Below are 13,426 nucleotides of genomic sequence, written 5' to 3' on the forward strand. Positions count from 1 at the left end.
CGTCTCCTGACACGTCGGCGGACCCGCAGGTCGGGTCAGACCGAACCGGTCAGGCGGCGCCGTCGAACATCGACGTCACCGAGCCGTCGGTGAACACCTCGCGGATGGCGTTGGCGAGCAGCGGCGCGATCGGCAGCACGGTGAGGCCCTCCCAGCGCTTGTGCTCCGGCAGCGGGAGGGTGTCGGTCACGACCACCGAGTCGATCGCGTCGCTCTGCAGCAGCTCGACCGCCGGGTCGCTGAACACGGCGTGGGTCGCCGCGACGACCACGCCGGTCGCGCCGCTCGCCTTCAGCGCCTCCGCGGCCTTCACGATCGTGCGGCCGGTGTCGATCAGGTCGTCCACCAGCAGGCAGACGCGCCCGTTCACGTCACCGACGATCTCGTGCACCGAGACCTGGTTCGGGATGAGCGGGTCGCGGCGCTTGTGGATGATCGCCAGCGGCGCGCCCAGCTTGTCGCTCCAGATGTCGGCCACGCGGACGCGGCCCATGTCGGGCGACACCACGGTCAGGGTCGACGGGTCGAGCTCGCGGCGCATGTGCTCCAGCAGGACCGGCATCGCGAACAGGTGGTCGACCGGTCCGTCGAAGAAGCCCTGGATCTGAGCAGCGTGGAGGTCGACCGACATGATGCGGTCCGCTCCCGCCGCCTTGAACAGGTCGGCGACCAGCCGGGCCGAGATCGGCTCGCGGCCGCGGCCCTTCTTGTCCTGGCGCGCGTACGGGTAGAAGGGGGCGACGACGGTGATGCGCTTCGCCGAGGCGCGCTTGAGCGCATCCACCATGATGAGCTGCTCCATGAGCCACTCGTTGATCGGCGACGTGTGCGACTGGATGACGAACGCGTCGGAACCACGGACGCTCTCGTCGAACCGCGCGTAGATCTCGCCGTTGGCGAAGGTGCGTGCGTCGGTGGGGATCAGCTCACTGCCGAGGCATTCTGCGATCTCCTGCGCGAGCTGGGGATGCGCGCGGCCGGAGATGAGGACGAGTCGCTTCTGGCCGGTCGTGGTGATCCCTGACACTTACTCTCCGCTCTTGTGACCGGCGCCGATGTCGTCGGCACCGTCGTCAGACCCGTTGCTCTCCCGGGCAGCCCGGTCGGCTTCGGTGCCCGGCCGCTTCTCTGCGACCCAGCCTTCGATGTTGCGCTGCGGAGCGACCGTGATGGCCAGGGCTCCGGCGGGGACGTCCTTCCGGACGACCGTGCCCGCTCCCGTGTACGCTCCGTCACCCATCCTAACGGGCGCGACGAGCACCGTGTTCGTGCTGATCCGCACGTGGGAGCCGATGACCGTCCGGTGCTTGTTCACCCCGTCGTAGTTGGCGGTGATGACGCCGGCGCCGAGGTTGCCCTTCTCGCCGACCTCCGCGTCGCCGACGTAGTTGAAGTGCGCCAGCTTGGTGCCCGCACCGATGACGGCGTTCTTGGTCTCGGTGAACGTTCCGATCTTGCCCCGCTCGCCCAGGACGGTGCCGGGCCGCAGATAGGCGAACGGTCCGACGGTAGCGCCGGCGCCGATGACGGCGAGCGTGGCGTCGGTCCGTGTGACCGTCGCGCCCTCCCCCACCTCGGTGTCGGTGAGCGTCGTGTCCGGGCCGATCGTCGCGCCGGTCTCGACCACCGTGGCGCCGCGGAGCTGCGTGCCGGGGAGGACGGTGACGTCGGGCGCGAGCTTCGCCTTCACGTCGATCCAGGTCGTCGCCGGGTCCTGCACGGTCACGCCGGCGAGCTGCCAGGTGCGGACCAGGAGGGCGTTCAGCTTCGCTGCCGCGTCGCTCAGCTGCGCGCGGTCGTTGATGCCCTCGACCAGCCACGACTCGGCGACGGGGAGCGCATCCACGTCGAAGCCGGCCTCGCGCAGCAGGCCGATCACGTCGGTGAGGTACTTCTCGCCCTGGGCGTTGTCGGTCGAGACGAGCGCCAGCTTGTCGCGGAGGGCGGCCAGACCGAAGAGGTAGATGCCGGCGTTGATCTCGCCGATCGCCCGCTCGGCCTCCGTCGCGTCCTTGTGCTCGACGATGCGGTCCAGGTGCCCCTCGGGCGTGCGGACGATCCGGCCGTACCCGGTGGCGTCGGCCGGGAACGACGAGAGGATGGTGGCCGCGGCCTCGCCGGAGCGGTGCCGCTCGATCAGCTCGCGCAGCGTCCCGGCGTCGAGCAGCGGGACGTCCCCGTTCACGACGAGGACGTCGCCGCTAAAGCCCTCTGGGAGAGCCGCGACGGCCTGCTCGACGGCGCGCCCGGTGCCGGGCACCTCGTCCTGGTCGACGATCACGGCCTCCGGCATGTCCGCGCCGATGACCTCGGCCAGCCGGTCGCGCTCGTGCCGCACGACCGCGATGACGTGCTCCGCATCCAGCTCACGGGCCGTCGCCAGCACGTGGGAGACGATCGGGATGCCGCCCAGCGGGTGCAGCAGCTTCGGGGTGGCGGACTTCATCCGCGTGCCCTGCCCCGCCGCGAGAACGACGATGGCGAGATTCTGGTCGGTCATGGTGCTCCAGGGGTCGGGGCCGTCGATTCGCTCCGCCTCCAGGACTCGAACCTGGACCTAACAGCTCCAAAGGCTGTCGTGCTGCCATTACACCAAGGCGGAACACACGCTTTCGCGCAGATGACAGTCTGCCAGACGGTCCCCGCCCGATCCCCCAATAGCATGGGGGGATGGCCGACGCACGTGACGAGGTGGACCGCATCGTCGACGCCTGGCTGCGCGAGCGGCCGGACCTCGACTTCGCGCCGCTGCAGGTGCTGTCCCGAGTCGACCGGCTCTCCCGCCACCTCGACCGCGCGCGCCGCGGCGCCTTCGAGCGGTCGGACCTCGACTCCTGGGAGTTCGACGTGCTGGCCGCATTGCGCCGCGCTGGCGCGCCGTACCAGCTGAGCCCGAAGTCCCTCCTGCAGCAGACCCTCGTCTCCTCCGGAACGATGACGAACCGCATCGACCGGCTGGTCGCCCGCGGCCTGGTCGAGCGCCGCACCGACCCGAACGACGGCCGCGGCATCCTCGTGCAGATGACCGCGCAGGGCCTCACCCGGGTGGATGCGGCGATCACCCGCCTGGTGGACGCGGAGGCCGAACTGCTGGAGGGGCTTTCCGCCGCCGACGCCGAACGGCTCGCCGCGCTGCTCCGCAAGCTCAGCCTCGGCTTCGACGCCGAGGGCTGATCGGTCCTGCTCGTAGCCGCCGCATACCGGGCTCCCAGGTGGCCGTTATGCCGCTCTCATAAAATCGGGAGCGATGAGACTCTCCCGACTGAAGCGACTCCCGTCCCGGGTCAAGCGTGCGGCGCGCTACGAGATCCACGCGCACTGGCGCCGCCAGCCGATCGTGCAGGGCTCCGTGCTCTACGAGTCGTTCTCCGGCAACGGGATGCTCGACAACCCGGAGGCGGTCTTCCGGGAGCTGCTCGCCGCGCCCGACCTCGGGCACCTCACCCACATCTGGGCGCTCTCCGACCTCCACCAGTACCGCGCCGCCGTCGAGGAGTTCGCCGGCGACCAGCGGGTGAGCTTCGTCCGCTACGGCTCCGCGGCGTACTACCGGGCGCTCGCGACCAGCCAGTACCTGGTGAACAACGCCACCTTCCCGCCGGACTTCTCCAAGCGGCCCGGCCAGGTCTACCTGAACACCTGGCACGGCACGCCGCTGAAGCGGATGGGCTACGACATCGCCGACGGCGCGCTCGGCACCGCCAACATCATCCGCAACTTCGTGCAGGCGGACTACCTGCTCTCGGCGAACCCCTTCATGTCCGAGCAGATGTACGAGACCGGCTACAAGCTGACCGGTGTCTACCGCGGCACCCTCGTCGAGGAGGGCTACCCGCGCATCGACCGGCAGTTCCTCGACGACGCCGGGCGTGACGACGTTCGCCGTCGGCTCGTCGCGGCGGGCATCCCGCTCGGCGACCGCAAGATCGTCCTGTACGCCCCGACTTGGAAGGGCCAGACGTTCGGGCGCCCGGAGGACGACCTGGATGCGCTGCTCGCGCACATCGGCCAGATCGAGGAGCGCATCGACACTAGCCGGTACGCCGTCCTGCTGAAGACGCACCAGTCCGTCCACGCGCTCGCCGCCCACCGGCCGGAGCTCGCCCGGATGCTGGTGCCCAACGAGATCCCGACCAACCTTGTCCTGGGTGCGACCGACATCCTGATCTCCGACTACTCGAGCATCTTCTTCGACTTCCTGCAGACCGGCCGGCCGATCGTGTTCTTCACGCCCGACCTGGCCGACTACGCGGGAACGCGGGGCCTCTACTTCGAGCCGGACGAGTGGCCCGGGCCCGTGCTGATGTCGGCGCGGGAGGTCGGCGACGAGCTGCACACCATGGCCGAGAACGACGATGCGGTTCCCGTCGAGTCGCGCGATCGGTACCTCGACATGCAGCGCCGCTTCACCCCGTACGAAGACGGAGGAGCGTCCGGCCGGGTCGTGGACATCGTCTTCCGCGGGGTCCGCGACGGCTACCGGTTGCGCACCGACCTCGCCGACGACGGCCGCGAGAAGGTGCTGCTCTACCTGGGCGGCATGCGCCCCAACGGCATCACCACCTCCGCGCTGAACCTGCTCAACAACATCGACCACGACCGGTACGACGTCTCGGCGTTCTTCGCCCAGAGCCGCTCCCGGGTCATCATCGGGAAGCAGCAGCAGATCCATCCCGCCGTCCGGCAATTCCCCCGGGTCGGCGGGATGAACGGCGCGAAGCTGCTCCACCTCGCCCGGCACCTCGACTTCCGGAGGGGCCGCATCGCGCAGCACGCCGACATCCCGGCGCAGAACCGGCTCTGGGACGACGAGTGGTACCGCTGCTTCGGCGAGAGCCGCTTCGACTACGTGGTCGACTTCTCCGGCTACGGTCCGTTCTGGGCGACGCTGCTGCTGCACTCCCCCGACGCACAGCGGGCGATCTGGCTGCACAACGACCTCGCCTCCGACGCGCACCGCGAGGTGAACGGCGAGAAGCGGATGCTGCACAGCCTCACGCAGATCTTCACGCTGTACCGGCAGTACGACCACCTGGTGTCCGTGTCGCCGACGCTGTCCGAGATCAACCGCGCGTCGCTCGCCGAATACGCTCAGCCTGCGAAGTTCGTGTCGGCGCTCAACACGGTCGACGCGGACCACATCCTCGAGAACGCGGCGGCCGACCTCCACGAGCTGACCTTCGACGAGGAGGTCGGGAGCATCCCGGACTGGGCGGAACTGCTGCTCGCGGAGGACGACGTGACGACCTTCGTCAACGTCGGGCGGCTGTCGCCGGAGAAGAACCAGGCGCGCCTCATCCGGGCGTTCGCCGCCGTCCACTCGGAGAACCCGCGGACCCGGCTGGTCATCGTCGGCTCCGGACCGCTGGCCGCCGAGTTGGAGGGCCTGGTCGCCGAGCTGGGGCTGACCGGATCGGTGTTCCTCACCGGCATGCAGCGCAACCCGCACGCGATCATGGCGAAGGCCGACTGCTTCGTGCTCTCCAGCGACTACGAGGGCCAGCCGATGGTGCTCCTGGAGGCCCTGGTGCTGGAGCTGCCGATCATCACGGTCGAGTTCGCCTCGGCGAAGAACGCCCTCCCCGAGGGCAGCGGCCTGGTCGTCCCGCAGACGGTGGACGGCGTCGCCGACGGCTTACGCGCCTTCCTCGCCGGCGACGTCCCCGACAGCCACTTCGACCCGCACGCCTACAACCGCAAGGCCGTCGCCGAGTTCTACCGAGCCATCGGCGCCACCCCCCTCTGACCCGCCCCCGCCCCACCGCCCCGCCGCCCCACCGCCCCGCCGTCGAGTCCGCACTTTTTGCACGCGCGCACGGCGTGTCGCGTGCAGAAATCGTGGACTCGACGGTGGGCAGTGGGGGTCAGGCGCGAGCGACGAGGGCGCGGAGGTCGAGGCCGGAGGGCAGCTCGCCGAAGAGGGAGCCCCGCTCGGGGCCGAGGCGGGCGGCGACGAATGCGTCGGCGACGGCGTCGGAGGCGTCACGGATCAGCAGCGAGGCCTGGAGGGCGAGCGCCAGCGAGGCGACGAGAGGCCGGACGGAGGCCTCGGCGGCAGCCCCGGCAGAAGTCGACGCTTCGCCGACGTCGCCGGCGTCGCCCGCTACGCACGACGCCACCCGGGCGCGCAGGCGGTCGTGGTGGGCGTCGAACGTGCGGTAGACCCCGCGGGCCAGCGCGAGCTCGGCGTCGAACGCGTCCCAGGCCGCCGGCTCCCTCCGCAGCGCGCGCAGCACGTCGAGCGCGATCACGTTGCCCGAGCCCTCCCAGATCGCCATCACCGGCTGCTCGCGGTACCGCCGGGCCAGCGGGAACGCCTCCGTATAGCCGTTGCCGCCGAGACATTCCAGCGCCTCGTACGCGTGCCCGGGCCCGCGCTTGCAGACCCAGTACTTGGTCACGGCGGTGGCCAGCCGGCGGAATGCCACGTCCGCGTCCGGCGCGTCCACGTCGTGCGCCCGCGCCAGCCGCAGCGCGACCGCAGTCGCCGCCTCCGACTCGAGCGCCAGGTCGGCGAGCACGGCGGTCATAGCCGGCTGGTCGACCAGTCGCGCACCGAAGGCCGACCGGTGCCGGACATGCCAGGCCGCCTCGGCGACCGCCTGCCGCATCCCGGCCGCGCTGCCGTACACGCAGTCCAGCCGGGTGCGGTTCACCATCTCGAGGATGGTTCGGACGCCCCGCCCCTCCTCCCCCAGCAGGTAACCGACCGTCCCGTCGAACTCGACCTCGCTGGAGGCGTTGGAGCGGTTGCCGAGCTTGTCCTTCAGCCGCTGGATGAGGAACACGTTGCGTGAGCCGTCCTCCAGCACCCGCGGCACGAGGAAGCAGGAGAGCCCCACCGCCGTCTGCGCGAGCACGAGGAAGGCGTCAGACATGGGAGCGGAGCAGAACCACTTGTGCCCGGTGATCAGCCACCGGCCGTCGCCATCGGAGAGCGCGCGCGTGGTGTTCGCCCGCACGTCGGAGCCGCCCTGCTTCTCGGTCATCGCCATCCCGAACAGCGCAGAGCTCTTGCCCGCCCGTAGAGTGCCGTCGTACTCGCGACTGAGGAGGCGCGGCATCCACTCGGAGGCGAGCGCATCGGAGGCGGCGAGAGCCGGAACAGCGGCGTGCGTCATCGACACCGGGCAGGCGTGTCCGGATTCGACCTGGGCGAACAGCATGAACGCGGCCGCGCGGGCGACGTTGGCGCCTGGGCGCGGCTCCGCCCAGGCCGAGGTGTGCGCGCCGGCCGCCACGGCGGCGGCGATCACCCGGTGGTACCCGTCGTCGTACTCGACCTCGTCGATCCGGTTGCCCCACCGGTCGAACGCGCGGAGCTGCGGTTCGTGGAGGGTGGCGAGCTCCGCATCCCGCTGGAACGCGGCGGACCCGACCAGCCTCCCGACCTCGCCGAGCGCCCCGGTCGCCCACCCGGCGTCGTACCGCTCCACCCCCTCCCGCAGCGCTGCGTGCGCCGAGAACTCGTCGACGTCGACGCGCGGAGGGGGCTGGTTCACGACGGTGTGGGTGACCATGGCGGGAGTCTAGTGCGGCCGCACAGCGACGCCGCGGGTCTCACCGGGGTTGCGGGAGCAGGATCCCTTCTCGGAAGCCAGGGTCGGAAGCGAGAAGGGCATCCACGCGTTCGCTCCAGTCGTCGTCGCGTCCCATTGCCCTGAGAAAACGCTTGGCAGCGACGATACCGCTGTAGGTGCTCGCCGGCGCGTGCGGCGATTCACGTCTCTTCTCCTTGGCGAGAGTGGAGAACATGACGTCGAACGACCGATGCCACAGTTGCCCATGATGGGAACAGACGTTTCGCAGCACCGCGAAGCTGTGCACAGTGGAACCGAACCCGCTCCGCTGCACGCCGAGGGCGTCGGCGGTCCGGAGCGCGGGCACGGGCGTCGCCAGATACCAGAGCGTTTTGGCCAACGCACCGAAGGTCATGTGCTCGATGGCGACCCAGATCGGAACCGCGGAAAGGTCGTCACCCACGCGATATCGCTGCACGGTGCGGAGCCTCGGGCGTGACAGCTCCCGTTCGATCTTGGCGATATGACCCCGCAGCCCCGGTGTGATGTCGAGATACGACGCTTCGTCGAGATAGAAGGCGTACGGACCCGATTCACGCCCGGCTTCATAGGCGAATCTCGAACGCACGCCGATCTCGATCTCGACCAATGCCTCGGTGAGGAGGGCGCGCAGCTGCGCGTCCAGCTCGGCCATCTCCTGGATGCGGCTCAACGAGCTCCCTGTGTCGAAACGGTCGTCTCCGCGAGATGGCGCGCGTTGGAATTGTCGCCCGTACCCACTGACCCGGTAGTAGTTCAGCCGGTGAAGCAGAGCCGCCGCCTCGTCCGGGTCGCCGATGTGAAGGCCCCGGGAGCGCAGAAGGATGACTTGATGGTCGAGGGTGAGGAAGGGCTTCAGCACGCGACGATGCTAGGGGCCATAGTGGACAGAAAAAGGCCCCCCGCATGTGAGGAAGCCAGTGGCTCGAGCCTTGGAGGGGCGCTGATAGCAAAACACTAGCAGTCGGGGCCGGCGGGGATGGGAGAAGCGGTCAGCCTGCGGCCGCCGCCGGTAGGCTGGGGAGTCTCATGGCTCACCTGCTCGGCGCCGAAGCGCTGCACCTGGAGTACCCGACGCGAACCGTCTTCGACTCCGTCACCCTCGGTATCGCGGAGGGGGACCGCATCGGCGTCGTCGGGCGCAACGGCGACGGCAAGTCGACGCTGCTGCACCTGCTCGCCGGGAGCTTGGAGCCGGACTCCGGACGGGTCACCCGGCGGCGCAGCGTCACGGTCGGGATGCTGGACCAGCGCGACGAGCTGCCGGAGCAGCTGACGGTCGGCCGGGCCATCGTGGAGGACCGCGAAGAGCACCTGTGGGCCGGCGACCCGCGCGTCCGCGACGTGCTCGCCGGACTGGTGTCCGACATCCCCTGGGATGCGACGATCGGCGAGCTGTCCGGCGGTCAGCGCCGGCGCGTCGCCCTGGCGGCCCTGCTGGTGCACGACCACGACATCCTCTTCCTCGACGAGCCGACCAACCACCTCGACCTGGAGGGTGTCGCCTGGCTCGCCCAGCACCTGAAGTCCCGCTGGGCCGCAGGTTCCGGCGCGCTCGTCGTCGTGACGCACGACCGGTGGTTCCTGGACGAAGTGTCGACGGCGACCTGGGAGGTGCACGACGGGATCGTCGAGCCGTTCGAGGGCGGCTACGCGGCGTACGTGCTGCAGCGGGTGGAGCGCGACCGGATGGCTTCGGTCGCCGAGACGAAGCGCCAGAATCTGATGCGCAAAGAGCTCGCCTGGCTCCGTCGCGGCGCGCCGGCACGCACCTCGAAGCCGAAGTTCCGGATGGATGCCGCAGCAGACTTGATCGCCGACGAGCCGCCGCCCCGCGACACGGTCGAGCTGACCACCCTCGCCACGTCCCGTCTCGGCAAGGATGTCGTCGATCTGCTCGACGTGTCCGTCTCGTACCCGCCGAAGACCGTGCTGCGCGACATCGAGTGGCGGATCGCCCCCGGCGAGCGCACCGGCATCCTCGGGGTGAACGGCGCGGGCAAGTCGACCCTCCTGGGCCTCGTGGCCGGGACCGTGCAACCGGACTCCGGGCGCGTCAAGCGCGGCAAGACGGTGCGGATCGCGACCCTGACGCAGCAGCTCTCCGAGCTCGACGACATCGCCGACGAGCGGGTCAGCGCCGTCGTGGCCGGCAAGAAGTCCACCTACCTGGCCGGCGGCAAGGAGGTCTCCCCCGGGCAGTTGCTGGAGCGGCTCGGCTTCACCAACGCGCAGCTCTCCACCCCGGTGAAGGACCTCTCCGGCGGTCAGAAGCGGCGCCTCCAGCTGCTGCTCATCCTGCTCGACGAGCCGAACGTGCTCATCATGGACGAGCCGACGAACGACCTCGACACCGACATGCTGGCCGCGATGGAGGACCTGCTCGACTCCTGGCCGGGGACCCTGCTCGTGGTCTCGCACGACCGGTACCTGCTCGAGCGCGTCACCGACCAGCAGTACGCGGTGCTGGAGGGACGGCTGCGGCACCTGCCCGGCGGCGTGGACGAGTACCTGCGGCTGCGGAAGGCGCAGAGCGCGGCGGAGGGCACGGTCGGCGGCAGCTCCCCCGCGACGGCGGGCATTACAGCCGCCCCCGCGCTGGCCGGCGCCGCCCTGCGCGCGGCCGAGAAGGAGCTCACCGCCCTCGACCGGCGCCTCGCCAAAGTCACCGGCCAGGTGGCGGCCAAGCACGACGAGCTGGCCCGCCACGACCAGAGCGACTACGTCGGCCTCGGCCGGCTCACCGACGAGCTGCGGGCACTCGAAGGCGAGATCGCGGATCTCGAGACCCGCTGGCTCGAACTGTCGGAGCAGCTGGAGGGCTGACCCGGGCAGACCGGGCTGGCCGCACCCCCGGACTGGGGAACGAAAGCACCGCCTCCCTGTGCGATGATCCTGAGGATCGGTCGCGTACCCGACCCGACGCGGCCGATGGGGACAGGAGCGGCACGTGAGTGACCAGAGGCGGGCCGTGAACGAGCGGCCCCTGTTCGGACGGGATCGCGCCCGTGAGACGATGCTGCTCGTCGCCCACCGCGCCCGCGATCACGGCGGCGCCCTCCTGGTGACCGGGGAGGCGGGGCTCGGCAAGACCTCCCTCCTGGCCGATGTCGCGCAGCGGCTGGAGGGGTGGACGGTGCTCCGGGTCCACGCGGACTCGTTCGAGTCCGACCTCGCGTACGCGACGGTCGAGACTCTCGTCCGCGGGCTGAACGGTCTTCGGCGTGGCACCGCCAGCGCCGGCGGAGGCCGGAGCGCAGGCGCCGGCGGAGCGCGCGCCGCCATCCGTCCCCCGGAGCCCGGGGACGACCCGCTCACGGTCGGCCGCCTCCTGCTCGACGCGATCGACGCCTTCGACGGACCCGTCTGCCTCATCGTGGACGACGCACAGTGGGTGGATGAGCCCTCCGCTCGCGCGCTGCGCTTCCTGGTGCGGCGGCTGATCGACCAGCGCTTCCTGTTCCTCGCCGCGACGCGTCCGCAGCAGAGCCCGTTGACCGCGCTGTTCGACGACGTCGCAGCAACGACCGCCAACCACGCCAGGATCGACCTCGCACCGCTGACCGTGGGCGACACGCAGGAGCTGGCCCGTCACTTCCTCGGCCATCCGGTGTCGCGCCGCACCGCCACCCGCCTCACCGAGGCGACGCAGGGCTCCCCGCTGCTCCTCAGCGTGCTGCTCGGGCAGCTGAGCGAGACGTTCGCGCAGGCGCTGCACCCGGCGGGCTGGGACCTCCCGGCCACGGCCATCACCCCGCTCTCCTCGGCGATCTCCGCATCCTTGAAGGGCACCCTCCCTCCCGTGCGGGCGGCCGCAGAGCTGGTGGCCGTGCTGCGGGATCCGCTGCCGATGCCGGTCGTCGGGACGATCGCCGGACAGCTCGGCGCCGACGTCGACGTCCACGGCGCCGTGGCGCGCGGCCTCGTGCTCGCCGAGACGCGCGACGGCGTGCTCCGGGTGGAGCCGGCGCACGCGATCCTCGCCGACGCCCTCGCGGCCGAGGTTCCGCTGGACCGCCGGGTCGCCATCCACCGGGTCGCCGCCGAGGTGCTGTCCGGTCACCGTGCCCTCCGTCACCGGGTGGAGGCCGCCGACCGCACCGACCCGACCCTGGTCGACGAGCTGCTCGTGGCGGCCCTGACGGTGTCCGATCTCGGCCAGGCCGAGCAGGCGCTCAGCTACGCCCGCTCCGCCGTCGACCTGGCGTCCGGCGCGGAGGCGGACCGTGCCCTCCGTGAGCTGGGCCTGATCGCCATGCGCTTCCGGATGCACGAGCGCATCCTCGAACTCCGGCCCGCCTTCGAGGCCATGAAGCCGTCACCGACCCGCGACGCCGTCCTCCTGGAGCTGAGGACGCTGTCCGGCGACATCCCCGGCGCGCTGGCGCTCGCGCTGCAGTTCGAGAGCCGGCCGGCGACGACACCGGACGAACGGGCGCTGCGATCGCACGCGGCGGAGGCGCTCGCCAAGGTGCTGATGGCGATGGGCGATTTCCCCGCGGTCCTCGACCACCTGGATGCCGCACGGGCGCACATCGCGGAGAGTCCCGACCCGTCCGAGGTCGCCGACCCGGCGCTCCGCTGGCTCGCGGCGCCGCTGGACGACCTGACCCGGGTGCTCGGCTGGGCCGTCAACTCCGCGGCGCACGCACGCCGATCGGAGCTGTTCGCACCGCTCGCTGCCGAGCTCGACGAGCTGGTCGTCGGCCACGAGTCCCCCGCCGCGGTGGATGCGCTGGTCAGCCGGTCGCGGGTGTTCATCCTGAGCGGCGACATCGAGCGGACCCGCGCCGATCTGGCGAGGGCCAATGACCTCGTGCGGCGGTTCCCCACCAGCTGGACGGCGGGATTCGCGCGCACGATGTATGCGCACATCCTCTACCTCACCGGCGAGTGGGAGGAGTCGGTCACCCTCGCCGACACGGCCGTCGCGCTGGCACTCGACGAGACAGACCTCTCCTGCTGGCCGCTCGCCCTCTGGACCTCGGCGCTGGTGCGCGCGGGCCGCGGCGAGGCGGAGGCCGTCGACGAGCGACTCCGGGCGGCGGCCCAGGCGGACCCGCGGATCACCGGCTCCTACGACGGCGACCTGCCCTACCTCGCGCAGGCGGAGCTGGCGCGCGCCCTCGGCCGTCCTGAGGAGCAACTGGCCGCGACCGAGCGGGCGGAGGCCGCCGCCTCCCGCGGCTCGACACTCGGCTGGCTGACCTACCGTGTGGATGCGCTGGCGACGTTGGGCCGCGCTGAGGAGGCGCGGTCCGCCTACGAGCGATGCGCTGCTCCGGGGATGTGGCGGCCGTACTACGGGTCGCTCCGCTGGCTGGAGGGTCGCGTGCTGGAAGCGGAAGGACGGGAATCGGTGGCGCTCGCCGCGTACCGGTCCGCCGTCGACGAACCCGCCGCGGACCGGTTCCCGTTCCCGCGCGCCGTGGCGGCGCTGGACGCCGGCCGGGTCGCGGTGTCACTCCGTCAGACCGCGGACGCCCGTGAACTGCTGGACGCAGCGGCGGCCACGTTCCGGGCTCTCGGCGCCTCCGGGTACCTGGGCCGCTGCGTTCACCTGCTCGACGAGACGGCTGTGCAGACCCCGACGGCCGACCCGCTCGCCACGCTGACCACGCGCGAGCGTCAGGTGGCCCACGCGCTCGCGGCCGGGATGACCAACAAGGAGATCGCCGAGCGGCTCTACGTCTCGGTGACGACCGTGAACTTCCACGTCCGCAACATCCTGTCGAAGCTCGGGCTGCGCTCCCGGCGCGACCTGCGGACCCTCTCGCGGAGGAGACCCGTCAAGTCTTGACGGTTTCGACCGCGGGGTGGCGAAGGTCGGAAACGGCCTGGGTAGTGTGAGGACTCCTGGGATGCCC

General features: G+C 71.0%; 8 protein-coding genes and 1 tRNA gene. 4 read left to right on the top strand and 5 right to left on the bottom strand.

Features of this window, described 5'->3' with window-relative positions; genetic code table 11:
- Positions 1–49: 49 nt before the first annotated feature.
- The 3 genes from SB754_RS10580 to SB754_RS10590 all read right to left on the bottom strand — a co-directional run bounded on the left by SB754_RS10580 (position 50) and on the right by SB754_RS10590 (position 2,602).
- A complete protein-coding gene (locus tag SB754_RS10580; protein WP_410782280.1) occupies positions 50–1,027 on the bottom strand; it encodes a ribose-phosphate diphosphokinase in 978 nt (325 codons plus the stop codon).
- Complete coding sequence (gene glmU / locus SB754_RS10585; protein WP_410782281.1) at positions 1,028–2,500, bottom strand: bifunctional UDP-N-acetylglucosamine diphosphorylase/glucosamine-1-phosphate N-acetyltransferase GlmU; 1,473 nt, start codon at positions 2,498–2,500, stop codon at positions 1,028–1,030.
- 30 nt (positions 2,501–2,530) lie between these two features.
- Positions 2,531–2,602 (bottom strand) — tRNA-Gln (locus tag SB754_RS10590).
- A gap of 68 nt (positions 2,603–2,670) precedes the next feature.
- Between SB754_RS10590 and SB754_RS10595 the strand changes: the two genes are divergently transcribed.
- Positions 2,671–3,174 (top strand): MarR family winged helix-turn-helix transcriptional regulator, encoded by a 504-nt coding sequence (locus SB754_RS10595; protein ID WP_410782282.1) that lies wholly within the window; start codon positions 2,671–2,673, stop codon positions 3,172–3,174.
- A gap of 73 nt (positions 3,175–3,247) precedes the next feature.
- Positions 3,248–5,746, top strand: a complete 2,499-nt coding sequence (locus SB754_RS10600; RefSeq protein WP_410782283.1) for a CDP-glycerol glycerophosphotransferase family protein — start codon at positions 3,248–3,250, stop codon at positions 5,744–5,746.
- A gap of 118 nt (positions 5,747–5,864) precedes the next feature.
- Here SB754_RS10600 and SB754_RS10605 read toward each other — a convergent pair whose 3' ends face one another.
- Together SB754_RS10605 and SB754_RS10610 are read right to left on the bottom strand one after the other, a co-directional pair.
- A complete protein-coding gene (locus tag SB754_RS10605) occupies positions 5,865–7,520 on the bottom strand; it encodes an acyl-CoA dehydrogenase family protein (RefSeq protein WP_410782284.1) in 1,656 nt (551 codons plus the stop codon).
- A gap of 40 nt (positions 7,521–7,560) precedes the next feature.
- Positions 7,561–8,421: an Abi family protein gene (locus tag SB754_RS10610; RefSeq protein ID WP_410782285.1), complete on the bottom strand. Its 861-nt coding sequence runs from the start codon at positions 8,419–8,421 to the stop codon at positions 7,561–7,563.
- Positions 8,422–8,588: 167 nt separating this feature from the next.
- On the opposite strand from SB754_RS10610, the gene SB754_RS10615 reads away from it, so the two are divergent.
- Both SB754_RS10615 and SB754_RS10620 read left to right on the top strand, forming a co-directional pair.
- Positions 8,589–10,385, top strand: a complete 1,797-nt coding sequence (locus tag SB754_RS10615; RefSeq protein WP_410782286.1) for an ABC-F family ATP-binding cassette domain-containing protein — start codon at positions 8,589–8,591, stop codon at positions 10,383–10,385.
- 124 nt (positions 10,386–10,509) lie between these two features.
- Positions 10,510–13,359 (top strand): AAA family ATPase, encoded by a 2,850-nt coding sequence (locus SB754_RS10620; RefSeq protein ID WP_410782287.1) that lies wholly within the window; start codon positions 10,510–10,512, stop codon positions 13,357–13,359.
- Positions 13,360–13,426 lie beyond the last annotated feature (67 nt).

It is taken from the genome of Leifsonia sp. SIMBA_070 (assembly GCF_046534635.1).
Lineage (GTDB): Bacteria > Actinomycetota > Actinomycetes > Actinomycetales > Microbacteriaceae > Leifsonia.

Excerpts from the sequence above, each read along its gene's own strand:
- glmU (WP_410782281.1), bottom strand. The coding sequence starts at position 2,500 with ATGACCGACCAGAATCTCGCCATCGTCGTTCTCGCGGCGGGGCAGGGC.
- SB754_RS10595 (WP_410782282.1), top strand. The coding sequence starts at position 2,671 with ATGGCCGACGCACGTGACGAGGTGGACCGCATCGTCGACGCCTGGCTG.
- SB754_RS10600 (WP_410782283.1), top strand. The coding sequence starts at position 3,248 with ATGAGACTCTCCCGACTGAAGCGACTCCCGTCCCGGGTCAAGCGTGCG.
- SB754_RS10605 (WP_410782284.1), bottom strand. The coding sequence starts at position 7,520 with ATGGTCACCCACACCGTCGTGAACCAGCCCCCTCCGCGCGTCGACGTC.
- SB754_RS10615 (WP_410782286.1), top strand. The coding sequence starts at position 8,589 with ATGGCTCACCTGCTCGGCGCCGAAGCGCTGCACCTGGAGTACCCGACG.